Source organism: Pirellulales bacterium, from assembly GCA_036267355.1.
GTDB lineage: Bacteria > Planctomycetota > Planctomycetia > Pirellulales > DATAWG01 > DATAWG01.
Map to the genome: position 1 here is coordinate 1 of DATAWG010000130.1, position 26013 is coordinate 26013.

General features: G+C 62.3%; 18 protein-coding genes. 6 read left to right on the forward strand and 12 right to left on the reverse strand.

Going from position 1 to position 26013, the window contains the following annotated elements; translation table 11 throughout:
* Positions 1-522 precede the first annotated feature (522 nt).
* Positions 523-2001, reverse strand: coding sequence for a leucyl aminopeptidase (locus VHX65_20240; GenBank protein ID HEX4000886.1), 1479 nt, complete (start codon positions 1999-2001; stop codon positions 523-525).
* Between the two features lie 253 nt (positions 2002-2254).
* Between VHX65_20240 and VHX65_20245 the strand changes: the two genes are divergently transcribed.
* Positions 2255-4153: a UbiD family decarboxylase gene (locus tag VHX65_20245; protein HEX4000887.1), complete on the forward strand. Its 1899-nt coding sequence runs from the start codon at positions 2255-2257 to the stop codon at positions 4151-4153.
* A 231-nt stretch (positions 4154-4384) separates the two neighbouring features.
* Positions 4385-5371: a prepilin peptidase gene (locus VHX65_20250; protein ID HEX4000888.1), complete on the forward strand. Its 987-nt coding sequence runs from the start codon at positions 4385-4387 to the stop codon at positions 5369-5371.
* A 215-nt stretch (positions 5372-5586) separates the two neighbouring features.
* On the opposite strand, the gene VHX65_20255 is transcribed toward VHX65_20250, so the two are convergent.
* The 3 genes from VHX65_20255 to VHX65_20265 all read right to left on the reverse strand — a co-directional run bounded on the left by VHX65_20255 (position 5587) and on the right by VHX65_20265 (position 10218).
* Positions 5587-6999, reverse strand: coding sequence for a hypothetical protein (locus tag VHX65_20255; GenBank protein HEX4000889.1), 1413 nt, complete (start codon positions 6997-6999; stop codon positions 5587-5589).
* A 331-nt stretch (positions 7000-7330) separates the two neighbouring features.
* Positions 7331-8938 (reverse strand): GNAT family N-acetyltransferase, encoded by a 1608-nt coding sequence (locus VHX65_20260; protein HEX4000890.1) that lies wholly within the window; start codon positions 8936-8938, stop codon positions 7331-7333.
* Between the two features lie 611 nt (positions 8939-9549).
* Positions 9550-10218 (reverse strand): MBL fold metallo-hydrolase, encoded by a 669-nt coding sequence (locus tag VHX65_20265; GenBank protein HEX4000891.1) that lies wholly within the window; start codon positions 10216-10218, stop codon positions 9550-9552.
* Between the two features lie 298 nt (positions 10219-10516).
* Between VHX65_20265 and VHX65_20270 the strand changes: the two genes are divergently transcribed.
* The gene (locus VHX65_20270; protein HEX4000892.1) at positions 10517-11455 is read left to right on the forward strand and encodes a DUF1571 domain-containing protein; all 939 of its coding nucleotides are present in this window, start codon (positions 10517-10519) and stop codon (positions 11453-11455) included.
* A 212-nt stretch (positions 11456-11667) separates the two neighbouring features.
* Here the strand turns inward: VHX65_20270 and VHX65_20275 are convergent, their stop codons facing one another.
* From VHX65_20275 to VHX65_20285, 3 genes are all read right to left on the reverse strand, one after another.
* Positions 11668-12132, reverse strand: a complete 465-nt coding sequence (locus tag VHX65_20275; GenBank protein ID HEX4000893.1) for a response regulator — start codon at positions 12130-12132, stop codon at positions 11668-11670.
* A 416-nt stretch (positions 12133-12548) separates the two neighbouring features.
* A complete protein-coding gene (locus tag VHX65_20280; protein ID HEX4000894.1) occupies positions 12549-13526 on the reverse strand; it encodes an alpha/beta hydrolase in 978 nt (325 codons plus the stop codon).
* 13 nt (positions 13527-13539) lie between these two features.
* The gene (locus VHX65_20285; GenBank protein HEX4000895.1) at positions 13540-14325 is read right to left on the reverse strand and encodes a hypothetical protein; all 786 of its coding nucleotides are present in this window, start codon (positions 14323-14325) and stop codon (positions 13540-13542) included.
* Between the two features lie 135 nt (positions 14326-14460).
* Here VHX65_20285 and VHX65_20290 point away from each other — a divergent pair, with 135 nt between their 5' ends.
* Positions 14461-18879, forward strand: a complete 4419-nt coding sequence (locus tag VHX65_20290; protein ID HEX4000896.1) for a hypothetical protein — start codon at positions 14461-14463, stop codon at positions 18877-18879.
* Positions 18880-18929: 50 nt separating this feature from the next.
* Here the strand turns inward: VHX65_20290 and VHX65_20295 are convergent, their stop codons facing one another.
* The 4 genes from VHX65_20295 to VHX65_20310 all read right to left on the reverse strand — a co-directional run bounded on the left by VHX65_20295 (position 18930) and on the right by VHX65_20310 (position 22923).
* Positions 18930-19130 carry a hypothetical protein gene (locus tag VHX65_20295; GenBank protein HEX4000897.1) on the reverse strand — a complete coding sequence of 67 codons (201 nt, stop codon included), beginning with the start codon at positions 19128-19130 and terminating at the stop codon, positions 18930-18932.
* A 68-nt stretch (positions 19131-19198) separates the two neighbouring features.
* On the reverse strand, positions 19199-20917 hold the full coding sequence (locus tag VHX65_20300; protein ID HEX4000898.1) for a serine hydrolase domain-containing protein: 1719 nt from the start codon (positions 20915-20917) through the stop codon (positions 19199-19201).
* Positions 20918-21199: 282 nt separating this feature from the next.
* Positions 21200-22594 (reverse strand): Gfo/Idh/MocA family oxidoreductase, encoded by a 1395-nt coding sequence (locus tag VHX65_20305; GenBank protein HEX4000899.1) that lies wholly within the window; start codon positions 22592-22594, stop codon positions 21200-21202.
* An 83-nt stretch (positions 22595-22677) separates the two neighbouring features.
* Positions 22678-22923 (reverse strand): hypothetical protein, encoded by a 246-nt coding sequence (locus VHX65_20310; protein HEX4000900.1) that lies wholly within the window; start codon positions 22921-22923, stop codon positions 22678-22680.
* Between the two features lie 107 nt (positions 22924-23030).
* On the opposite strand from VHX65_20310, the gene VHX65_20315 reads away from it, so the two are divergent.
* The gene (locus VHX65_20315) at positions 23031-23393 is read left to right on the forward strand and encodes a hypothetical protein (protein ID HEX4000901.1); all 363 of its coding nucleotides are present in this window, start codon (positions 23031-23033) and stop codon (positions 23391-23393) included.
* A gap of 704 nt (positions 23394-24097) precedes the next feature.
* Here the strand turns inward: VHX65_20315 and pgk are convergent.
* Positions 24098-25507 (reverse strand): phosphoglycerate kinase, encoded by a 1410-nt coding sequence (gene pgk / locus VHX65_20320; GenBank protein ID HEX4000902.1) that lies wholly within the window; start codon positions 25505-25507, stop codon positions 24098-24100.
* Positions 25508-25631: 124 nt separating this feature from the next.
* On the opposite strand from pgk, the gene VHX65_20325 reads away from it, so the two are divergent.
* A complete protein-coding gene (locus tag VHX65_20325) occupies positions 25632-26009 on the forward strand; it encodes a hypothetical protein (GenBank protein ID HEX4000903.1) in 378 nt (125 codons plus the stop codon).
* The last annotated feature ends 4 nt before the right edge of the window (positions 26010-26013 follow it).

The following is a 26013-nucleotide window of genomic DNA, read 5'->3' on the forward strand; positions in this document are numbered from 1 at the left end:
CTCCGCCGACGCCCCAGCCACTCAATTTCCTATGTAGCAGGCACACTCCGTGTGCCGTCGGCGCTTCTTGGTGCTCTGCGCACAGGGCCAGAGGGTTCGCGGCAACGTAGCAGGCACACTCCGTGTGCCGTCTGCGCTTCTCGGTGCTCTGCGCACTGGGCGGGGCAGACGGCACACGGAGTGTGCCTGCTACGTTGTCAACGCACACGGAGTGTGCCGACTGCAATACAGATTCGTCGCCGGCCGAGGCTTTCAAATCACACGGCGAATCGGATGCCTGTCATGGATCATTCAGCATTCCACGGCGAAAAGCAATACGGCTGCCAACGTAGCAGGCACACTCCGTGTGCCGTCGGCGCTTCTCGGTGCTCTGCGCACAGGGCGGGGCAGACGGCACACGGAGTGTGCCTGCTACGTTGTTAACGGCACACGGAGTGTGCCTGCTACGTTGCCGATTGGTCGAATACCGGCGATGGATCGATCGAGCGGCATCGCGATCGCTGAAGGCCGAAGCCGCGTAGTTCAGCCCGTCCAGTCCCGCGCCACTTCCACCAGTGTTCTTAGCATTGCGCCGCTGCCGCCGCCGTCGGTCCAGGGTTTCGGTTTGTCGTTGTAGGCCGGGCCGGCGATGTCCATGTGCGTCCAGGACTTTTTTTCGACGAATTGTTCCAGGAATTTCGCGGCCGTGATCGCGCCGCCCCAGCGGCCTTCGCCGACGTTTTTGATGTCGGCCACCTCGCCCTTGATCTGCTCGTCGAACTCCGGAAACATCGGCAATTGCCAGGCCGGTTCGCCTGCCGTGCGGGCCGCGGCCAGAATCGCGTCGCACCAAGGCTGATCGTTCGTCATCAGGCCGGCCACATCCGTGCCCAGGGCCACGACGCACGCGCCGGTGAGCGTCGCCAGATCGATGATCTTCGCCGCGCCGGTTTCGACCGTCACACACAGCACGTCGGCCAGCACGAGCCGGCCCTCGGCGTCGGTGTTGTGTACTTCGATCGTGCGGCCGTTGCGGGCGGTGAGCACGTCGCCCAGCTTATAAGCGGCTGAGCCGGTCATGTTTTCGACCAGGCCCATCAGGCCGACGATGTTTACGGGCAATTTCAACTTGGCCACGGCTCGCATCGCGCCGAGCACCGTGGCCGCGCCGGCCATGTCGCACTTCATGGTGAGCATGCCGTCGGGCGTTTTCAGCGACAGGCCGCCGGAATCGAACGTCACACCCTTCCCGACCCACGCCAACAGCGGCGCGTCTTTCGCCGCGCCGTTGTAGCGCAGAATCACCAATCGCGGCGGGCGATATGAACCGCGGGCGACCGCCAGCAGCGAGCCGCATCGCTCGCGCTCCAATCGCGGCTGGTCCCAGACTTCGATCGCGAGGCCGGACTCTTTTGCCACCTTTTCGGCTTCGGCGGCGAACGATTCGGGATACATATCGTGCGGCGGTTCGTTCACGAGCCGGCGCGTGAGGTTCACGCTTTCGCCCAAAATCTGCCCGCGGCGAACGGCCTCTTCATCGCCGCCCGACCAAAGCAATTCGCCCGGCGGCGTGCGTTTCTTCTCGGCCTTGTATAGATCTTGCCCTTGGCTGCCGACGATCGCCCCGGCCACGGCGGCTTCGGTGATCGCCATGGCGGCGGGCTGCGAACAATCGGCGCCGCCGTCTCCGAAAAAGAATGCGACCCGCGCGCGAGCTTTGCCGGCGAGATGCCGGGCGGCGGCGGCGGCGACACGATGGGCCGTGCCGGCGTCGAATTTCGCGCGATCACCGGTGCCGACCACGAGCAATTGCCGTGCGGCGATGCCGGAGGGGGCCAACAGCGTCGTCAACTCGAATCGCTTGCCGGTGATCTCCTTCCGCTCGATGAGCTTGGAAAGCAATCCACCGATGGCACGATCGGCCTCGGCGGCTGGGCCGGCGAGCGGCGAATCGGAAAAGATGCCGACGACAATTGCATCGGCGGCGGTTGTGGCAAGCGGAGTGGTAATGGGAGAGGGCATGGGTGGGGGTGAGGGGTGAGAACAGGGGCGAGGGGCAAGGGGCGAGAAACGACAGGGTCAAACGACGGGAACTACGAGCCGACTGCCACATTGTAGCGGGAGCCGCTATGATTTCGAGAGATTGAACGCCGAGTTAATTAAACCCGACCGCGAAGAATGCTCGGCTCGGTCAAGCCAGCAGTGGCTCCCCTAACACCTAACCCTAGCCCCTAACCCTCTTCCTTCCTCGCCCCTCGCCCCTCGCCCCTTCAGCATGTCCTACCGCACGCTGCGCCAGTGCATCGACGATCTTGCGGCGACGGGGCGGCTCGTGCGCATCGAGCAAGAAATCGACGCCGAGCTCGAAGCGGCCGAGATTCAGCGGCGCGTATATCGGGCCGGGGGGCCGGCGATTTATTTCGCCCGCGTCAAAGGCTGCCGGTTTCCGATGGTCGGCAATCTGTTCGGCACGATCGAACGGATGCGCTACCTGTTTCGCGATACGCTCGATTCGGTGCAGCGGCTGATCGAAATGAAAATCGATCCCGCCGCGGCAATGCGCCGGCCCTTCTCGGCATTGGCGACGATGTGGACCGCGCGGCGGATGTTGCCGCGCTCAGTGCGGCGCGGGCCGGTGCTTTCCGGCACGACCACAATCGGCGAATTGCCGCAGTTGCGCTCTTGGCCTTGCGACGGCGGAGCGTTTATCACCTGGCCGCTGGTTTACACCGAAGATCCTGATCGGCCCGGCTTTCCGCGGTCGAATCTGGGCGTGTATCGTGTGCAGCTTTCCGGCGGGCAATATCAGCCGAATGCCGAAGTCGGGCTGCACTATCAAATCCATCGCGGCATCGGCATACACCATGCCGCGGCGATTCGACGCGGCGAGCCGCTGCGCGCGAATATCTTCGTCGGCGGGGCGCCGGCGATGACCGTGGCGGCCGTGATGCCGCTGCCGGAAGGATTGTCGGAGCTCGGCTTTGCCGGGGCGCTCGGCGGGCGGCGCGTGCCGATGATCCGCCGGCCCGGCGGGCTGCCGATCTATGCGCAGGCCGATTTCTGCATCACCGGCACCGTCGAGCCGAATCGCCGTTTGCCTGAGGGACCATTTGGCGATCATTTGGGCTACTACAGCCTCGAGCACGATTTTCCCGTGCTGCGGGTCGAACGGGTTTATCATCGGCCGGATGCGATTTGGCCGTTCACGGTCGTCGGCCGGCCGCCGCAGGAAGACACGGTGTTCGGCCAATTCATCCACGAACTGACCGGCTCGATCGTGCCGACGCTATTGCCGGGCGTTCGGGCCGTGCAGGCGGTCGATGCGGCCGGTGTGCATCCGCTCCTATTGGCCATCGGCAGCGAACGCTACACGCCGTACGACGAGCGCCGCCGGCCGCAAGAATTGCTCACGCAAGCCAACGCGATTTTGGGGCAAGGGCAGATGTCGCTCGCCAAATACTTGTGGATCGTGTCGGGCGGCGACGATCCGCAGTTGGATATTCGCGATGTCGGCAAATTCTTGTGCCACGCGCTGGCCCGGGTCGATTGGCGCCGCGATTTGCATTTTCAAACCTGCACGACCATCGACACGCTCGACTATTCCGGCACGGCGCTGAACGAAGGCTCGAAGCTGGTGATCGCGGCGGCGGGGCCGGCCGTGCGCACGCTTCCGACCGAGCTGCCGGCCGATTTGCGCGTGTCGGCGAGCAAAGATGGGGGGCGCGGAGATGGCTCGCGCGGCGGTGCGGTTTCAAGTGCCTCGGGATTCCGCAACCCGCGGCTCTGCTTGCCGGGAGTGCTGGCGATGGAAGGGCCGAAATTTTCCGTCGAGACGGGCGACACGCGGTTGGCGCTCCAACGATTTTGCACCGCATTTACGCCCGACGACGCGATCAATCGCTTCCCGCTGGTGGTGATCGTCGACGATAGCGAATTCACCGCCGCGTCGCTGGCGAATTTTCTGTGGGTGACGTTCACGCGCAGCAATCCAGCGGCGGATGTTTATGGCATCGGTGAATTCACGCAGCAGAAGCATTGGGGTTGCCGGGGATCGCTGGTGATCGACGCGCGAACGAAGCCGCATCATGCGCCGCCGCTGGTGGAGGACCCGGCCGTGAGCCGCCGCGTGGATCAGCTCGCGGCCAGCGGCGGCCCGCTGCATGGGGTCATTTGATAAAGTAAGTAGTAGGCATACTCCGTATGCCGCCAGCGCTCCGCGTCGTGACGCACCCGTTGGACGGCGGACGGCACACGGAGTGTGCCTGCTACGTAGTAGGCATACTCCGTATGCCGTCGGCCACTTGAAACGCGTGCCACCGCCATTCGAACGTTTCGACCACGAACAAGAACCGGCAGACTGCGCTTGCCGGTGGCACACGCCGGCAGCACATAAAATCATACGACGATGGACGAAATCATCCACTGGATCTTGCGATTGGGTTGGCTGCTCGGGGTGTGGCTGTTTGCGTTCGGGGCGGCGGTGGGGAGTTTTTTGAATGTCGTCGTGTATCGGCTGCCGGCCGGGAAAAGTCTCGTGCGGCCGGGATCGAGTTGCCCGGCTTGCGGCCATCCGATCCGCTGGTATCACAATATCCCGATCCTCAGTTGGCTCGTGCTTCGCGGGCGGTGCTACGATTGTGGAACAAAGATTTCGGCTCGCTATCCGCTGGTGGAACTTGCCGGCGGATTGTTGTTCGTCGGCCTGGCGGCGGTCGAGGTTTGGCCGGCCGCGGCGAAGGCTGCCGGGTTGCCCGCATTCATGCCGCACGCCAGCGGAGCCGACATCGTCGCCCGCTATTGTTACCACCTTTGGCTGCTGGCGACGCTTTTGGGCGCGGCGTTGATCGAGCGCGATGGCCATGCGGTACCGCGGCGGATGGTGTTTCTCGGCGCGGTTGTCGGGCTGGCGGTCGCGATTGGTTGGCCGGCGGTGCAGCCCGAGTTTGGCCATGTGTTGCCGCTCACTTGGAACGTGGCTGCGCGGTGGTCGGGTTTCGCGGCGTCGGGAGCCGGCGGGTTGACGGGTCTTTTGGCCGGATGGATTTTTGGACTGGTGGCCACCCCGTCGAGCAAGAATCTACCGGCGCTACAGCAGCGGCTGACGGAAGTCGGCCGGCCCGATGCAGCGACGCTGGCCTGCGTGGGGACTTTTTTCGGCTGGCAAGGGGCCGTGCTCGTGGGCCTGACGGCAACCTTCGTGTGGCTGATGATCGACTCACGGCGAAATCGGCCGCACCGAGGAAAAAAGCAAGGGCTGCGATGGGGGTGGACCGCCCTTGTGCTACTGGCCGCGATCGGATGGATCCTGCTGACGCGCGCTTGGTACGATCGGCCGGCGCGATGGATGCAAGGGGAAATGCCGATGAACTCGATGCAATTCAATCGGCGATGAACGGCGCTGCGAAGAATGCCGATCGGCGGTTCGGCGTCTGACAGGCGGCTTCCTCGCTGACGCTTCGGGCTTGTATCGGAATCGCACACTAGGCGCGAAGCGTTAGCGAGGGCGAGCGGCAAAGAGACGTGCCGGCGCCGTGAGGCGGCGGCGAAATGCAAACGCGCGAAACCGCAAGCGCGGCGCTCGGCTGCTACGAGATAGACGGCCGCAGGTTAGCGGGCCGGGCCGAGGCTGGCTTGGGCTTGAACGGGTGGGTTACGACGGTTGATTTCTTCCAGCAAGCGGTGATTCATTTCGTCGAGCTGGGCCGCCATGCGGATGTTGTCGCGGAACGTTTTCGAAAGATCGGCCCGAAGTTCTTCGTTGCGCTTGCCGAGCGCCGCAACGTAGGCGGTGGCGGCATCACGTTCGGCTTGAAATTTGGCCAAGTCTTTCTTCAACCCTTCGCGCTCCTTGGTGATCGCCTCGACGTCGGCGAGCACTTCCGTCTGAGCCGCATCCAGCCGATTGGCTTGCGCGGCGATGTCGGCGATTTCGGCGAGCAACTCGCTCCGCTGGCGGACGGACTCGCGAAACATTTGGGCAAAGTCTTGCAGTTCGCGGACGAACACCTTGCCCTTGTCTTTGCGATCGGTGTCGTAGACGGCGACCATCTTCGTGTCGACGAGTTCGGCAGCCGTTTGCGGATCAAAAAGCGCCACATCGCCCGGCTTGAACACATGGCCGCCGGCGGCGGCCGCGGGAGCACCAGGGGCGGGCGCGGCAGCGGGCGGTCCAGGCTGCGCGGCGGGCGCCGCCGGCGGAGCAACGGCACTCTTATCGGCCGGCACTTTGTCCGACGACCATTCCTTCGTGAACTTCACCCAGCGGTAAACCCGGTCGGGCGGATCGTTCTCGTTGGCGGCCGTGAAATCCCGGATGTAGTCGGACTGGACATCGGCGGGAAACGACGCCTTCACCACGTCGTCGCGATTGTCGAGCTGCGCAAACAGCGCATGGCTGTCGGCCGGCATGATCTCGTACAAGTCCAGATGGCCGCGGGCCCGGGAGATTTGCGTCAGTTCGCCCTGGGAGAGGGCCAACGACGGAGCCATCTTGATCAGCTTGTCGCCTTCTTTGGCCGCGGTGACGGTGAATTCGCCGAGATACTTGCCGCCGTTCGCCTTGGGGTCTTGCTCGAAGACGAATAGGGTCGTTTTCACGTCGATGCCATGCGGCGTCGGATCGTCGACCGTGGCGCTGATTTCGCCCGTATCGGCGTTTGCCCGAACCACGCTGGCCTCGTGCCACACTCGGCCGCGGCCGGCTAAAGCCACCTCGACCTGATGTTGAGCGCGGTCGCGATCCTGCTTCAGCTGCTCGATCCCCTTTTCGATGATCTGATTGCCTTGTGTCTTGCCGTTTTCGACCTGGTCGATGGCGGCGACGTAGCTCTTCAACTCCTCGTTCCAATTCTTCGCCAGCACGAACGTTCGGGCGGAGAAGTAGAAGAACACGAGCGAAGCGAGCAAGATGAACCCGACCAGGATCATCTGCGGGATCGACCAGTTGATGCGGCTCATGAAAACGGCCACGAGGCCCAAAATCACGACCAATCCGCAAAGCCCCGGTATCAGCATTTCCATGGAAGATCAGCCCTGTGGTGGCCGCCGCGAATTGGATGTGTGATCGAAGGCGAGCAGCGAAACGCAAGCAGCCGCAAATATATCGCCGACTGCCGATGCGCGTTCAAAGCCGCGCATGGCGGAATTCTTGTGAGGAGTCTGACTTGCGGCGATGAATTCATACTAGATAGGGCAAATTGGGGTGTCAAGCAAAGCGCGCGGCGCTGCGCAGGGGTCGCCGGTAGCAATGTTGGAGTTCGCGCTTTAGCGTGCGGGGCCAAAACGCTCCAGCGTGAACTCCAACGGGGCGCCGATTTCGAAACGGGCCGCGCGGGCGGTATAATCTGCGTTATCAGCAGGCTAGATCGTCCCAGGCGGGGTGCCAGGTTTCGATGCGTGGGAAGAGAATCCCCGCCAGCTCGAGCGCGACTTGCGTGGAAGCGGTCAGCCGGCCGCCGTCGGCCGCCTCGGTCGGGTTGGAGTGCCCCATCACCAAGCGGGTGAATTCGGTGGAGCTGCAGGCGATGTAGTTTCGCGACAGCCGGCCGGGAATCGAACGCGTGCCGCGGCGAGCGACCGTTAACAAGTGCTTTTCCTGCCCCACCAACAGCCCGAGTTCGCAAGCGCGCGACATCCCGCTTTCGCGCAACCGCGATTCCCAGAGCGGAGCCACGCAACGCACGAGCGCCGCCACCGCGGGCCGCCGCACCATAAAAACCTCTTGCTCTTCCATTTCGCGATGAAAGAACTGACCATCGGCGGCGGCGACAAATCGATGCAACGGGTCGCTGGGCGGCGCTTCCAACTCGATCTCTTGCTGATCGCGTTCGATCGCGTCGGAACAAGCACGGGCCAAAAGTTGCGGACCCGCGTGCGGATAGGCCGGATCGGTCAGCAATTCGACAATGCGCTTTTGCCGCACCACCGCATAGCCGACGATCGGCGCACTGGCTTCGTCGAGCTCGAGTTTGTCGGGGCCCGCGATCGCCACGACGATGTGGTCGAACGCCTTGCGGCTGATCAGCCATCGCCAATATGCTTCGCTGCGCAGGGGCGGACCGAACGCCGCGATCGTGTTCCGGGCGTAGATTCGCATCAGGGCCGACAATTCGACATGCCGCCACAAGCGGATATTGAGCGGCGTTGTCCGCAGCGCCGGATCGGCCCAATAGCGGGCGAGAATATTGCGGGCGCGAGCGCGCGAGCGGCTGTGCCGACCGCAAACGGCCCAACCCCAGCGGTGGAAAAACCGGGGAATGCGCGTGCGAAGCAGGCCCCACGGCGGTCCTGCTTTTTCGCGGGCGATCGGTTCTCCCGCATCGGCGCCGAATGCGCCATCGCCGCAATCTCCAGCATTGCGCGAGGCGGCGCCGTTCGCGGCGGCGCCTGTAGCAGCAACATTGAGCAAAGCTCTGGCAACGCCCTGCGAGCGGAACTCCGGCAACGTTGCCAGCCACGCCAGGCGATCGACCGGCAGGCGCAGCGGACCGAAGCCCATCGTGCGGCGAATCAATTGCAAATGCGCGACGAGGCGTCCGTTGTGCCGTATCAGCAGACGGTTGCCGGGATCGTAGCTCGGTTCGTCTTGGCTGGCGTAGAACTCCTCGCGCGAGGGCCCTTGGAAGACGGCCAGCAGCAACTGGTAAACATCGGGGTGATCGCCGGCCCGCCCGCAGACGACTGGCCCCATCGCGGCGTGGCGCGCCGCGATCGACATCGGCGGCCCGATCGCGGCGAACCTTCGCTCGGAAGGCGGCGCGGCAGAAATTCGGCGAGCGCTCGAGGTGGCCGCAGTTAGCCTCGGCGGCGAGAAGGCCGATTTGGCCGATGGTTCGGCGGCATCGGCGGCGCCATTCGTGGAGCCATTGCCGCTCGTGGGGAGAATGCCGCTCGTGGGGCCAATCTGGCTCGACGGGGCGATGCCTTGCCGGCTCGAGCGAGAATGCTCGGCAGCCGGCAATCGTTTGTTAATCGGGTCCGCTATCGGACCGCGTTTCGAACTTTCGAAACGCTTGCTGGGGGCGGCTTCTCGGGCCGCTCGAGACTTTTCTTGAGAGACAACCGCCGAACTCGCGGCGCGGCTCATGCCGAATCCCTTCTTCGTTGGACATTCGATCCATCACGCTCAACATAACGCAAACGATTATAGGGTCGCGAGTTCGCAATGCAAGCAGTTCGCGGCGCATTCAAGAAAAAACTTTGGTTCACAGCGCCGCGCGGATCGTCGCGCATGGCGCCGCACTCCCAGCCCGTTGAACTATTGCCTACGGGTGGTTGCTCTTGTGCCACTGGCTCTGCCCCAACCCGCCAGCGCCACACCAACGAACAAGTGCCACATCAGTCAACGATTGTCGAAGGGTGGGCCGTGTGCCACTGGCCAGCGTAGTCGGCCAGTGCGAGCGCCGTTGGACTCGGCGATGCTCTCCTGACGTTGCCGTTTGGCGCGTGTTCTCGCGTCAGACGCCTCCGAACCGGAACGTCAACTTGCCGGCCGACACTGGCCGACTGGGCTGGCCAGTGCCACACGAAGATATGCTCGTGTCGAACTACTTCAACCGGCTGCCAGTGCCGTCAGATTCCGGGCTGCCGCGACGATGACACGAACGGATTGCTGCGCTGCTCCGTGCCGATCGTCGTTGCCGGACCGTGGCCCGGCAAAACCAGCGTCTCCTCGGGAAGCGAATAGAGCTTCTCGCGAATGCCGGCGGCGAGCGTGCCGAAATCGCCGCCGACGAGGATGTCGGTTCGGCCGACGCTTCCCGCAAACAGCACATCGCCGCCGAACACGACCGGCGGCGTGCCCGCCTTCCACACATACACGACGTGGCCCGTCGAATGGCCGGGTATCTCGCGCACCAACAAATCGAAACCGGCGGCGGAATACTCATCGCCCTCGCGAACCAACACGTCGGCCGGCGGACTGGTGATCGGAAAACCAAATGCCGCCGACAAATTCAGTTTCGCATCCGTCAGCTTTTCCGCCTCGTTCGCGCCGACGACGATCGGGCAATCGGGCCAGCGATGCTTCAGCGCCCCATTGCCGGCGATGTGGTCGCAATGGCCGTGCGTAATCAATATGGCCACCGGCGCGAGCCGCTGGTCGTCCAGATATTCGAGAATCAGGTTAGGCTCCAGGCCAGGATCGACCACGAGGCAATCGCTGCGCCCCTCGAGCCAAGCGATATAGCTGATTTCCTGGTAAGGCCGTGAAACGATCGGCGCATATTGACAATAGGGCAAAATAGGTTCTCCGCGATCCCCTGCCACGCGACGCTTGCAGCTGCGACGGTGAAACAGGATCGTCCGATGTTGCGGTTTGGTCTGGACTCGGCCGGGCGGGTTGGGTAAACAATCGCGTCCCGGCCGAGGCACCATCATTATTTCCGACAGCGGCGGCGATAAAAAGGAGTATTGGCCCCGACAGCCTCTCGGCCGGAACGATTGCGGAAAGCCGCCGCACGGCTGCAGGAGCGAGCCGTGCAGCATGGGGGAAAATGCCCCGTGCAACGTCGTCAAATTCAATCACGGAGGATGACCCATGCGTTGGACCGGCTTTGGCCGATTGCACCGATTTCTCACGGTTGGCATTGCTGCCGCCGCTTGCACTGTGGGCCTGTCGCTGTCGCGCGGCCAATCTTCGCAGCCGGGGCCCGGCACTCCCAGCTATGCTAGCGACGCCAATGTCGGGCCAAACGATCAGGGCCCCGTGGGCTCTGTGGCATCGCTTCCCACCGGCCAATATTCCGGGGGCCCCGCCACGCCGGCCGAGCATCCGCTCGTGCCCGCGCTGCGGATCGCCTATTCCGGAATGGACAATATCAACAAGAACATTCCCGACTACACTTGCCTGCTGGTCAAGCGTGAACGGATCGACGGCAAGCTGGGCGAACACGTGTATATGGCCCTCAAGATCCGCAACCATCCGTTCAGCGTTTACCTCAATTTTCTCAAGCCCGACGATGTCGCCGGCCGCGAAGTGATCTACGTCGAAGGGGCCAACAAAAACGAACTGCAGGCCCACGAGGGAAAAGGGCTGCGGGCTCGATTGGGCACCTTCTCGTTCAACCCGACCAGCGCCATCGCGATGGAAGGCAACCGCTATCCGATCACGCAGATTGGCGTGGCCAATCTCACGCATCGCTTGATCGAAGTGGCCGAGCACGACAAGAAATACGGCGAGTGCGACGTGCAATTCCGCAAGGGCGCGAAAGTGAATGATCGGGTTTGCACGATCATCGAGGTGACGCACCCGATCCCGCGGCGGAATTTCCTGTTCCACAAAGCGGTTGTGTATGTCGACGACCAACTCAATGTGCCAATTCGCTACGAGGCCTATAGCTGGCCGAAGGTTCCCGGGGGCGCGCCGGTGCTCGACGAAGAATACACCTACATCAACATGAAGGTGAACGTCGGCCTCACGGACGCCGATTTCGACATCCACAATCCGGCCTACCACTTCAAGGAAAGCGGACACTAAGAAGGTTTGCGAGCGCGAGTTCGCGCCGCAAGCCCAGCGCGAGTTCGCGCCTCAAGCCCAGGGAAGGCCCGCAACGCGTCGTCCATTGGACAACGTTCTCCTGGCCTTCCCTGGGCTTCGCAAGCAGCGGGTGCGGTGCCGGCCATGCCTCGCCAACCGACGCCAATTGGCGGTCAAAACGGCCGTCGTGCGCGGCGTGGCGACGACGGGATTTAGTGGCCTTGGCAAGCAGGCGCGCGAGCGGCCGCCGAGGCGGATTCTAGCGCCGCAAGCAATTCGTTTTTTCGAATTGGTTTCCGCAAAAATCCTGACACTTGCAAAGCGATGGCTTGTGACTTGATTTGCTCGTCGTCGGTGGCAGAAAGGATCACGACGACAGTGTCGGCAAGCGATTCATCGGCGCGGATGCGGCGCAGCAATTCGATACCGCTTAGCCGCGGCATTTCAATGTCGAGCAGGATTATGTCGGGGCGAAGCTTGGTCGCCAGCGAAATCGCGTTCATCGGATCGGTCGTGTGGACCAATTCACGGTAGCCCGCGGCTTTCAGATACACGGCGACGACAAAGCTGTTCAGTTTCTCGTCGTCGATCATCAGCACCGTCGCGCCGGCGGACGCTTGCTTCGCACCTGGCGGCAGGGGGGCGACGGACGACGGCGTTTTAAGTTCGGAAGGCATTTCAGTACTTTCGTGCAGGGGATGCACCATATCAAGGCGCAACCCCGCTTCCGGCGAGATGGATGGCGAATGAAGCGAAAAATGCCGCGCTGCCCCCTGCCCGTTCCGCACCGAGGATTCACGCCTCGCCGGGCATTCGGCTACGTTCGACGCAGCAATTCTAGGTCACGGCCATTTGCCGGGTACGCTTCCGCACGTTCAATCTCGGCTGAGAATGAAATAAGCGAGACCGATCGTGTCGATTATGCGGCAGAGAAAACCCCACGGATCGAAGATTTCACCAGTCGTCCGCACGATACAGTCCTGAAAAATCGCCGGCGGGAAGTTTGCATCCCTGCCGCCGGCCACGCTATTCTCACGCCGATATTTTCGCTTGGGAACGCAAAAGCTCGGACGCCGATCCAGGGATACGCCCGCTATTTGTGTTCGCCGGCTTGTTCCGCCTTTGGAAGCATGCCGATGTCGGCCGTCCATTCCACGAAGCGGCTTGGCCAAGCGCCGAACGGGCTGCCACCGCGAGAACTGATGCCGCCGCCGTGCCCGCCGCGGGCGTAGATGTGCAATTCGGCGGGAATCTTGGCGTCGAAGTAGGCATTGAAAAAGTCGATGGTTTCCTTGGCGTGAAATGCGTCGCCAACGCCGGCGCACACGCAGAATGCGGGCGGAGCGTCGTGCGGCACATGGCTCAAATCGAGTTGCCGCCAGCCCGCATACACCAACACGACGAAATCCGGCCGGCAGCTTTCGCGGTCGACCGGATCGGCTGCATCGGGTTTGCCCTTGTCGAAGTTGAGCGCGATTCGGGCGGCCTGCTCGCCGCCGGCCGAAAAACCCATCACGCCGATTTTCTTCGGATCGACACCCCACTGCTTGGCATGGGCCCGGACCATGCGCACCGCGCGCTGCGTGTCGGCCAGCGCGTCGACGGCCGAATCGTAGGGCTTGAGCCGGTAGCGGAGGTTGAACGCAGCGACGCCCAGCCCGTTCAGCCATTTGCCGACCTCGGCTCCCTCGGGGCCGACCCAAAGCGTCGTGTTGCCGCCGCCGGCCGCTACGATGATCGCCGTTCCATTGGCCTTGCCTGCCGGCGGAAGTTGCAACTCGATCGACGGATTGTGGATGTTCGTGATATTGAGCACATGCGAATCCGCGCCTTTGGAATAGTTGAACTTCTCGGGCTGATCGTAGCCGTTAAGCGTCTTGAGCGCGGGATGCCCGGGCGGAAAGAGCGCGACGACCTTGTCTCCCTTGAGGATCGGCTGCGGCTCGAGCAATTTGGTGTCGGGCGATGAAGCCGTTTGGCCGGTTTGCGCCCAAGCGGAAGCGGCAAAGGCGAATTGCACGGCCGCGACAAGGAGCAACGTACGAACAAAGACTCGGAAGGTTGCGATCATGTCAGAATGCCTTTCAATGATTGACAGTTGTATGCTCGGATTGCGGCTGCGAAAGCGGTTGCCCCGCTAGAATCGCGGATCTCAGGTTGGCCAATAAGATCAGCAACAGCAGGTCCAACACGATCGGCAAAACATACATCAGCGAGGCGACCGACCGGTAGAACATCATTTCGAGCGGAGCCGGCACGGGGAGGTGTTCTATTCCGTGCGAAGTGAAGACGCCTGCGATCGCCATGTATGCCAGCAGCACTGCGACGAGCAAGCCGCTGAGAACGAGCTGCAGGAATGCCAGTTGAGCCAGGTGCTTGCGACCAAGGAATCGAGCCAGAGCGAGCAGGAACATGAGGAATGTCATGGGCCCGAAGATTCCGAACAGATCGCGCGTGTACCAGGCCCCAGTCGCGCCGACATGGACCAGGGCGCCGACGGAAAGGATGATGTTCAACATGGCCGCCAGAGCGGTCGCCCCAACCCATCCGCGTGGCCGCGTTGCTGCCGGCGCGGAAAGACAATGCAGCACCCCGATGAGCCCCAGGCCTTGTGCGACGAGTAAGATGTATGGGATGCAGACATGCACCAGATGCGACGTATCCCGGCCCATTCGGCCGAGAACAGGAAACCAGCCGAGAGCAAACAGTGCCACGGTCTCGACCAGCATCACGAACGTTGCGATCCGCACGACGCCCAACCCCGTGGCAAGTTGGCGCAACGATTCGTCCGGCGCGGCATGCCATGCCGGCACGACGACTGCCGGGGCAAGCGATGCCGGCGCGGCGTAGGGATTGACGGGTTCGTCCATGATGCTTGGCATGCGGTGTTCGATTTTCGGAACATGCGAGCGGAGCCCAGCGAGGCATGCGTAGTGTAAACTGAATGCCAAGCAGGCGTCAAAACCTTGGCTCCCACCTAACTGCCTGACACACGAATTGAAAAAATGCAGCGAACTCCTTTGAAGACATTCGGCGTATCGCTCGCCTGCATCCTTGTCGCGGCTGGCGGGCGGGCGGTTGCCGCGCGCGGCGCCGACGGCGGCGTCGGCAATTCGGCCGCCGGCAATTTCGCGAGCGAATTTACGACACCGCTCGCCGCCGACAATCTCGATCCGGCGGCGTTTGCCGTGTGGGTCGATGGATCGGAAACGTCGATTTCGCTCAAGGATGGGCCGCGGCATTGTGTATGGACGCAATCGAGTCGCCCGGAATGGGACGGCGCCGACTACGGCGAATCGAAGCAGCCGGGAGTTCGCCATTTGCGGATCGGCTTCAAAAAACCGCTCGAAATCGGCGCCGTCTTGGTGCGCGGCGGCGGCAAGCTGAGCGTCTTGCGGCCGACGGTCGCCTATCCCGGCAGTCTGGCCGACGAAAGCCAATGGCTGCCGGCCGAGCGGCTCAAGGGGGGCCAAGTTTCGCGAGATGAAGTCGAGCGAGAAGAGTTTGCCGTGTGGGTTTTGCCGCCGAAAACCGTGGCCCGCGCGATTCGCTTCACCCACGTTGCCGCACCGACCGAAACAACCTATCACGGCTGGCTCGGCGGCGCTTTCGTGCTCGGCCAACGGATGATCAACGTCGCCCCGCGTGCGACGATCACGACTGGCTCCCGCAACGAAGCCGCCTCGCGGTTAAACGACGAAAGCAACAACGGCACTTGGAGCGCTTGGGACAACGGCGCGAGCGGCACGGCCTCGGTTGTCTCTCAAGAGCATCCCGAATCGGTGCTGATCACATGGCCCCACGACGAGCGCTTGCTGGGAGTCAATCTGCTATGGGCCGGTTTTAGCGCGGCCGACGTTCAAACATACGTCGGTCCGGCCGACCGGCATCCTCGCGAGGCCACGGAGGCCGACTGGCAAACCGTGGCACGATCCGACAAGATCGAAAACGCGTATCCGTTGCCGTTGGGCGTGAACTGGCTCGGATTCAGCCAACCGATCACGACCCGCGCCCTTCGGCTGCGGATTACCCGTGCGATCGACGAGACGAAATCCCATCCGCACATGCGAGGCAATACGCATGCTGGCCGGCGCATTTGGCTCGGCGAATTCATGGCGCTCTCGCCGCTCGGCAACGCCGCGTTGCAATCCGCAGTCGCGCCGCCGAGCCCCTTGGCCGACGCGCTGCACCCGCCGATTCCCATTCGGTTCCATCTCGACGAAGCAAGTTGCGTGACGCTGGTGATCGACGATCTGGATGGCCGGCGCGTGCGCAACCTTGTGTCAGAAACGGAATATCCGGCGGGCGATCATGTCGTCTGGTGGGATGGGACGAACGACCTGCTCCGCGATCTCGATGCTCCGCGGCATGGGATTTATCGAATCCCGGCGCAACTCGTCGCGCCCGGCAAATACCGGTTGCGCGGGCTCGCGCGCAAAGCGATCGATCTGCGGTTCGAATTCTCGATCTACACGGCCGGCGATCCGGCCTGGGCGACGGCCGATCATCGCGGCGCATGGCTGGCCAACCATTCGCCTCCCAGCAGTGTACTGTTCGTGCCGGGGGACAAAGCTCCCGGCGGCGAGCCGCTCATGTTTTTGGGTAGCTACGTGAGCGAAGGAACCGACGGCTTGGCCTGGGTCGATCTCTCCGGCCACAAGCGCGGGGGCGAAACGTGGGTCGGCGGGAATTGGACCGGAGCGCCGCTGCTGGCGCGCGATGCCGGCCCGCATGCGCCCTCCGCCGCGTTTGGCTATGCGGCATCCGCCTGGGAAGGCGAACTTCGCATCACCGCGTTGACCGCAAAGGGCGACCGGGCAGTCGTGAAATACGATCTTCCGGGAGGGAAATCTGCTTCCGAAGTGCGTGGCCTGGCCGCCTTCGACGGACTCATCGTTTGCAGTCTTCCGAAGCAGAAGGAATTTTTGTTCGTCGATGCGCAAAGCGGAGCGATTCGCGGACGCGCGGCCTGCGACGATCCGCGCGGAGTGGCCTTCACCGCCGATGGGCAACTCCTCGCCTTGGTCGGAAAATCGCTGCAGCGATATCGGTTGCTCGACACGAACGGAGACCTGACGCTCGGCAAGCCGGAAGCTGTCGTCGCGGCGGGCCTGGATGATCCGCAGCAGCTCGCCCTCGACGATCGCGGCAATATCTACATCAGCGATCGCGGCGCCAGCCACCAAGTGAAAGTCTTCACCGCCGACGGCAAGCCGCTCCGTTCGATCGGCACGCCCGGGCAACCGAAAGCCGGGCCGTATGATTCCAGCCATATGAACAATCCCAATGGACTGGCGATCGACAGTCGCCGGCGGCTGTGGGTGGCGGAGACCGATTTTCAACCGAAGCGGGTCAGCGTGTGGACGCTCGATGGCAAACTGGTGACCGCGTTTTATGGCCCGAGCGAATATGGCGGCGGCGGCAAGCTCGATCCGCAGGACAAAAGCCGATTCTATTTCCACGGCATGGAATTCAAGCTCGATTGGCAGCGCGGCAGCTCGCAATTGGTCGATGTGCTTTTCCGTCCCGATCCGAACGATCCGCAGTTCGGGGCCGGCTTTCCCGGCGGGGCGCCGGAATCGCCGATCTACGTCGGCGGGCGAAAATACTTTTCCGATTCCTACGATAGCAATCCGACCAATGGCGCGGGAGTCGTCGCAATCTGGCAGCAACGTGGCGATGTGGCAGTGCCGGTCGCGGCATTTGGCCGGGCCAACGACTGGAATCTGCTTAAGAGCGATGCATTCCGATCGCGCTGGCCGGCCGGCGTCGATCTGAACGGCGATCGGTGGAGAAACCAAGCGGGGTTCGCGTGGTCGGATCGGAATGGCGACGGAGTGGTTCAGCCAGAAGAAGTTGAATTCACACGCGCCGCGCTGGGCGGCATTGTCGTAATGCCGGATCTGTCGATCATCGCATCGCGAGTCGACGACCGCGCGATGCGATTTGCGCCGGTTCGGTTCAGCGGCGCCGGTGTGCCGATCTACGATATGGCACATGGCGAAACACTCGCCACGGGAGCGCAAGCGCCGACGAGCTCGGGCGGCGACCAAGCTCTAGCAAACGCCGAGGGTTGGACAATCCTCACCGTGGCGCCGAAACCGTTTGCGCCCCAATCCGTCGGCGGCGTGTTCCGCGGAACGCCAAAATGGTCGTATCCGGATCTTTGGCCGGGCCTGCATGCGTCGCACGAATCGCCGCCCCCCGATCGGCCCGGCGAATTGATCGGCACCACGCGATTGCTCGGGCCGTTCGTCACTCCGAAAAAGAGCGACGCCGGTCCAATCTGGGCGCTCAACGGAAACATGGGCAACGTTTATCTTTTCACGGCCGACGGATTGTTTGTCGCGACGCTATTTCACGATGCTCGCTTGGGCCGCCCTTGGGCAATGCCGATCGCCCGGCGCGAAATGTTGCTGAACGACCTCACATTGCACGACGAGAATTTCTGGCCGTCGATCACGCAGACGAGCGACGGCAAGGTGTATCTCGTCGACGGCGGGCGCACGAGCCTGATCCGCGTCGATGGCCTCGACAGCATCCGCCGGCTCGCCGACAGCGAGTTGAATGTCTCGGCCGACCAGTTGCGCGAAGCGACCGATTTTCGACTCCAAGCCGAGCTCCGGCGGCAACAATCCCGCGGCGCCGATCGGCTCGTCGTGACGATGCGATCGAAGGCGCCGGCGATCGATGCGGCATTCCAGGGTGATAACTGGGGCTGGGCTTCGTGGGTCGACATCGATAAGGCCGGGGTGGCTGCGTTTTTCAACAGCAATTCGAAGCCGCACGACGTTACCGCCGCGCTTTGCGTCGCCGGAGATCGGCTCTATGCCATGTATCGAGTCGACGATCCGAAATTGCTCAGCAACTCGGGCGAGCTATTGCAAAATCTCTTCAAAACGGGCGGGGCCCTCGATCTCATGATCGGCGCCAACCCCGCGGCCGATCCGCATCGCAATCGTGCCGTGGCCGGCGACGAGCGGCTGCTGGTCACGCAGGTTCGCGATAAAACCGTCGCCGTGCTGTATCAGCCCGTGGCGTTCGGACCAGCGCGAGCGGCAGTGGGCGGCAAGGCTGAGCCCGTGGCGTTCAGTTCGCCGCTGCGCACGATCCGATTCGATCGGGTCGAAGATGTCAGCGACCAGGTCCGGTTCGCGTCGGTGGTTGAGAAAGACTACAAGGCTCACGCGGAGCGCGGCGTCTTCGGGTTCTCAATTCCGCTGGCCACGCTCGGCCTCAAGCCGCGGCCGGGCGAAATCCTCCGCGGCGATATCGGAATCTTGCGCGGCGCCGATTTTCAAACCATCCAACGCGCCTATTGGAGCAACAAGGCCACCGGCATCATGTCCGACATTCCCAGCGAAGCCGAACTAACGCCGCAACTGTGGGGCCTATTCGAATTCAAGCCGCAAACGAAGGAATAGCACGCAATGGCTACGCCTCGGAATGCATTCAGCAACCGGTCAACTTGTCGTCAGTCTTCTTCCGAACAATACCAGATGCAGATCGTAACGTGATGGCCGACGCCGGAGCGTTCGCTTTCCGATTGCGACACGTGCAGCACCTTGCCGTCGATCGAGGCTAGCCATTCGTTGATGTGCTCTTCTTGCGACGAGCCGACGACCGTCTCGCCCTGACCACTGACAAACGTAAAAACTTTGACGCGTTCTCGCATGGCGGATTCTCCTGACTTGATCGCCCTCAACCATTTTACCGGGGGCGGAATCGTGCGAGTTCGACGGTTCATTTCTGCATGCTGATTTGCCAGGCTTCGCCGAGCAATGCTTCGGGGTCTTTCGGCGGGTCGCAATTGATGAGCATCGCGGCATCGACGTCGTCGGGAAAGTGGAAGATCGAGCTGCGGAATGAGCCGGCCCGCGAACCGGGCCCGGATCCTTCGTCCCAAAACCAGCCGCCGTTTTTTTCCCAGCCGGGCTCGGAAGTGTCCCAACCCAGCAGATCGTGGTACATCATGTCGGTCGTGCTGCGGCTGAGCACTTTGTGGTCGCGCAGGCCGGTGAGAAATCGGCCGAGATCAGACACCGACGCATACCAGCCGGCCGCTCCGGCCGTCGCGTCGCAATTCCAATCGAACGGAAATCCGGGGCGCGTGCTGCCAAGCTGCTTGTAGCCGCACGTGGGAGCGTCGGCCTGGAAGTGGGTTTCCATCTGGGTGATGCCCATCGGCTTGAGCACGTGTGCCTTCACAAACGGCATGTATTGCACGTGGCCGATCTGCTCGATGATCAACCGGGCGATGTAGAAATTGTTGTTGTCGTAGGCGTAGTGTGTGCCGGGCGGGTGGGCGAGGGGCTCGGTGAGCAGCTTTTCGAGATCGGCCGGGGTATTGAAATCCGACATTTTCTTGAATCCGCTTCGATGTTGGAGCAACTGGCGAATGGTCACTTTTTTCACGTCGCTGCTGGCCGCGGGGCATACGGCCTTGATGTGGGGCCAAAATGGATCATCGAGCGAGAATTTTTGGCCGGTCACTTCCCAGAGTTTCAATAGCGCGACGGCGGTGATCGTTTTGGAAACGCTGGCGACGCCCATCGGCTTGTCGAGCGTCCATTTCACCGACGGATGATCGGGCTGCCACGGGGCGCGAGCCCAACCCTCGGCCCCCTTGGCCACGACCTCGCCGTGCTGCAACACCTCGAACGCGTAGCCTCCCGCCAGCTTGCCGTCGCATTGCTTGTGGAGATAGTCGCTCCATTTGCTGAAATCGTGCGGGCCGATTTCCGGCGCGACCGCGACCCAACGCAATTGCTTGTGCTGCTGCTCGAGCGATTGGATCATCTTGCAAGCCGGATGATCCAGGTCGTTGGTCCACCAACCGTTATTGGTCAGGCAGATCCAGGTGCCGAGCGTTGTGAACGAGACGCAACGCACCGCGAGATTCTTCTTGACCGCATTGTCGAGCACCTTGGCCAGATCGGAGGGCACGCTGCCATACCAAACACCGGTCTTGCCGAACAGCACGACCCAGGCCCCATTTGGGCCGAAGGAAACCGATCGCAATGTGCCGCCGCCTTGGGAGACCTCGACGATTTTTTTGAAGGCGTCGTCCGGAATTTTGCCGATCGTCCAATTGCCATTCTGATTCCACAGCACCGTCCAACCGCCGCTCGGCGCGAAGGCGACGCATTTGAACGTCGTATTCTTGGCCTTTTGCAACTCGGCAAGTTTCTTGCAGCCGGGCAAGCCGAGGTTGCTGGTGTAATAGCCGTTGCCTTCCGTCAGCACGACCCAATCGCCATTGGGCGTGAAGGAAACGGAGTGAAACGTGTTGGCTTTCTGCAGCTTTATGAGCTGCTTCGAGATGTGTGCGCCGGTGTTGTTGGTCCAAAATGCATTGCCGTCGCCGAGAATGACGAAATCGCCGGCTGCATGGGCAACCGTGACGAGCGCAAGCCACGCGAGGATGGAGCCAGTAGCGCGGCACAAATTGCAGCGGGTCATCAGTTTCACCGGGGCAACGAGCGGATGTGGGGAAAAGCCACGGGCGGCCGCCCTCCATTGAAGGAACGGCGAGAGTCGGAGTCAAGCACAGCGAGCTAAGGCGACTCGTTTCGCGAATTGGTCGATTTCCGGCGCCGCACAACGCGCGAAACGGCGTCGGCGCGGTTTGCGGGTTTGGCGATGACGCTCAGAATAGATGGCTGCCGCACGGCGGGGCAGACGGCACACGGAGTGTGCCTGCTACGTTATCGCAGGCGGCACACGGAGTGTGCCTGCTCCGTATCAGACGTTCCAGCCTTTGCGATATTCGCGCTTCGTCCAGCGGTTCAGATCGGGCAGATTGGTGATTTTCATTTCCGGCCCGTTCCATTCGACTTTGTTGCCCACGCCCGCGTGCTGGGCCAGGTTGCCCAACAAGATAAACTCGGTGAGACGGGTGGCGTAGTCGAAGCTTGTCGCCGTGTCGATTTTGCCTTCTTTCACGGCGCGGATGAAATCGGCGAACGAACCCTTTGGCCGCGGCAGCGATTTTGGCGGGGCCGGAATTTCATCCATCAACTTGTGCGGCACGAGCGTCATGCCGCCGCCGTAGGTGCCGGTGTAGAGAATCCCCTTTTCACCGACGTACAGTGTGCCGTTGCTGTCGAATTTTTCGTCGGGATATTTTTTCTTCAGCTCGCTCAATAGCGGCGGAAGGTAGTGCGGGCCGTGCCCCTTTTTCTTGTTTGGAGCGTCCGTGTAGCCGTCGTACCAATAAACCTTGACGGGCGGCAAATCGCCGCGCGCCGGAAAGTCCCAACGCAACCGGTTGCCGGTCGGATACCGCTCATCGCTGCCGCCGGCGACCGATTCCATTTCGAACCCTGTCGGATGCTCGAGCTTCAGCGCCCAAAAGACGCCGTCGAGCACGTGGCAGGCCATGTTGCCCAGCGAACCGTTGCCGAAGTCATACCAACCGTGCCATTCGTGAGGATGCAGGTCGGCGTGGAAATCGCGATACGGCGCCGGGCCGATCCAATTGTCCCAGTGCATTCCCTTCGGGGCCGGCCGGGACGGCGGACGCGGACCCACGCCGCCGTTCGAGCGATCGCACCAACTGTGCGTCTCGCGAATTTCGCCGATCGTGCCGGCCCAAACGTATTCGCACAACCGGCGGTATCCCTCGGAGCAATGCCCTTGATTGCCCATCTGCGTGGCCACCTTGTATTGCTCGGCCATGGCCCGCAGCCGGCGAGCCTCGGCCACGTCGTGGCACAGCGGCTTTTCGCAATACACGCCCTTGCCCAACTGCATGGCGATCATCGTCGGCAGGGCATGCTGATGGTTCGGGGTGGCGACAAACACGGCATCGATCTGTTTGTGCATCTTGTCGAACATTGCCCGATAGTCGGTGAACGTTTGAATCTTTTCGGCGTTCGGGTCGTGCTTTGCCCGGTCGGACAAGTAGCCGCCGAAATGCGATTCATCGACGTCGACGATTGCGATGAGGTTTTCATTCTTGACGGCATCGAGATGCGAACGCCCGCGTCCGCCGCAGCCGACGAGCACGCAATTGATTTTTTCCTTGCGGTTTTCGGCATGCAGAAACCCAGGCGCGCCAAGGACTCCAGCCGAAACGGCGCCGGCGCCAAGCGAAGCGGTTTTCAGAAACGAACGACGATCGATGCGTGAGGGCATGGGGAAGTTCTCCGGCGACGAGATCGCTGCAAGGTGGGACTGGGGGAAGGCGGGACGACCGATCGGAGTTCGGGCGAAACGCATTATAGTCGAAACAAATTCGGGTTGCCAATTTCCCGTTTCAGCTGCTGTCCGCCTTGTCCGCCTTTCCTTGATGCAGCACGCTGAAGCGTGAACTCCAACGGTTGGAGTTCACGCTTCAGCGTGCTGTTCAACGCGCAAACGGTCGCCGATCGAAAGCCGATCGCCCAAAAAATAAAGACGGCCTGCCTGGTTTCACCCGGGCAGGCCGTCGTCGATTCTTCGCTTGAAGAGGTCGGCCGTTTCATCGACCGCTCTTCTCATCCGGACCGCTTAGCCGCCGCAACCGCAGCTCGGAGCGGCAGCGCAACCGCAGCTCGGGGCCGCAGCGCAACCGCAGCTCGGGGCGCAGCAGGTGTGCTGGCAGCAGGCGTGCAGCCATTCACGGCAAGCGTGGTGGCAGCAGCTTTCATGGCAGCAGCGCTCGTGGCAGCAGCGGTGGTGGCAGCAGTGGTGGTGGTGGTGGTGGCAGCAGCCGCAGGCCGATTCGCAACCGCAACCGCAGCTCGGGGCGGCCGGGGCAGCGCAGCAGGTCGCTTCAGCCGGGGCAGCGCAGCAGGTCGCTTCGGCCGGGGCAGCGGCGCAGCTCGGGGCGGCAGCGCAACCGCAGCTCGGGGCCGCAGCACAACCGCAGCTCGATTCGCAGCACGACTTCATGCAGCAGCACAGTTTCTCGCAGCAACGATGGCAGCGCTCACGGCAGCAGTGGTGGTGGTGATGGCAGCACTCACCGCAAGCCGGTTCGCAACTGCACGACGGTTCGGCGCTACATCCGCAGTCAGCTTGGACGCGGGACACCAGCGCCAAGGCGGCCACCAGGGCCAGCACAACAATACTGAGACGACGGCTCATGACGACTCTCCTTGAGAAAAACGGATACAAAACATCCCGGACGGGCCACCCGCCGTACGGCCCCTCGCTGCCGCCCGACCGCGGCATGCCCAATGAGGGCCGTCGTGGCGATCCAGGCTCGCAAGGTGGTGGCATTTCTATGAGGTGGTATCGGTTCGCTGAACCGCTCGCCTTAGCTAGATTCGCCATTCACCCCCATCCGCGAGGTCAAATCGCCGGTGGTTGTTCCGCTTTTGACGAAGAAACCGAGAGAACCAGCGGCGTCCTACCTTGCCCAGGTCGGAGAGACCGGCTGTAGGCTGTGACTATCCGGTACATAAAGAACATTCCTCAACTCAGAGATGTCAGGCTTCTCCGCGATCGTGGTCGGGGCAGACCGATCAACGAACGTAGCAGGCACACTCCGTGTGCCGTCTGCCCCGCTCCATGCGCAACCCGCCGCGGAGCGCAGACGGCACACGGAGTGTGCCTGCTACCATTGGCGAGGGTTGCCGGTCGGCTAAAGTCGGCCGACCTTTCTCTCCGAACAGCGCTCCGTTTGCAGCGCAATCGAGGCGAGAAAAAGAGAATTTAATTCGGGCGAGCCGCCGCCATCGACAGCGATTGCAGATACGGAACCGGCGCGCTGCCGAGCGCGTTGAGCACCGTGCCGCCGGCGGTGAAGCAATGAGTCACCCAGTCGGGCTTGCCATATTTTTCGAGCGCGGTGCCCCCCTCGCCACCACCGACGTACACGTCGACACCGGCGTCTTTCATCCGCTTCAATTGATTGATGAATTGCCGAGTCCCGTTTTCGAATCGAGGGTCTTCGAACATCCCGAACACACCGTTGTGAAAAGCGACCGGCGCCGACGCCCCGCCCAATTGCGGCCGCACCGATTCGAGGAATTCGCCGATTTTCCGCTCGAACAGTGCGCTCGTTTCCGGGCCGACATCGAATTGCTGCTCGCCCGGGCCGATCGTTTTCGACACCCGGCCGTCGCCGAGCACGAAATCGACCGGCAGCACGAATTGGATTCCCTTTTCTCGCCCGGCCGAAATCATTCGCCGGGCCTGCTCGATTCGTTCCGGACCGATGTAAAAAGGCTTGTCGTTTTGCGTTTCCTCCTCCGCCAAGCCGAGGCCAAAGGTGGCGCCGTCGAGCTGAGCGGCGGCTTTCTTCAATGCCATTGCGAGCGAACCGGCCGCAAGCACCCAACGAATCGTTCCGCGATCGATCATCGCTTGCAGATCGTCGAGCTTATCGATTTTCAAGCCGCTGAACACGACCAATTGCGTTTTCAGGCAGCGGCGCATCGGGCCATCGAATTCTGATCCGACATAGCGTCCCAACGCAACCCGATCCATCGCCGCTGGAACAACGGTCGAAGAACTGTCCAAACTCCCGGCCGAAAGCGCTTCGTTGACATAAGCGCGTGCGATCTTGGTCGCAAACTCGTTCGCAAATTTGGCCAGATGAGGCACGAGCGCCGGCAGATCGTCGGGCGCCGCGTCCCAAAGCACACGTTCGACCTTATAGCGACGTGTATTGTCGAACACGACAACCCCGCCCGGCGGGCAATCGGCCACCGCCGCGGCCGCCGGAGCACGGATCACCAGCGCTTCGTCGTCGAGCCAATCGGAAACCAGCGGCGCCTTCATATCGAGCAACCGCCCAATTCGAGCGGCAACGGCTTTCAACGAGCCCTCCGGTTTGCGGCCGATATGGCCGAAGATCACTTGCCTCCAACCGTGATCAATTCCGAAGCGCAGAGTATCGACCATCGATCGGAGCCGCTGGTCGCCTTGTCCGATTTCCGCCCCCGGCTTTGCATCGAGGTCGCCGCGGACCAACACGGCCGTCCCGCTGGGTAAGTTGCCGAGCGTTTCGAGCCGCGGCACTTCGGCGAGATATTGCTCGAGCGATTTTCGCGGAGCGGAAGAATCGGCCCCGAGAAGGGCGCGGCACCACGTTAGCATCGATTCATTGGAAACGGCCATGACGCAACTCCAATCTGCCAATTCAAGACACGACAAACGCACGACCAGCGGCGCATTAGAATAGCAAAACCCTGAGAAATGTCACCCCAGTTCAAATCGACGCGATATTGCTTGGCATGGGACGATGGAAAAAGTTGCCGATGCGCGACGTTGGACCCACTGGACGGATAATTATTTCGTAGCGTCCGCGAATTTGCGCAGCATCGTTGCGAAGCGGCAGTCGATGTGGCGGGTAATCGTGCGGATTTCGTATTTTCGCGACGCCGGTTCCCAACTGCGGAACAACCACGTGGCGCCTTTCTTCGCTGCGCTCGGCCTTCAGAACACAGCCACCGGCACGTTCGAATCCCCGGCGGTTGACCGGATTCAAGCAGCAAATCAGCGTTCGCAAGTATTACAGGCAGTCGCAAATCCTCAGCAGTTTCCCGAGGTTCACGCACTGGCCGCGCTAAAGCACTTGTGGGTATACATTGACCAAGCACACGTCTCTGCCGCCAGCTAAACCG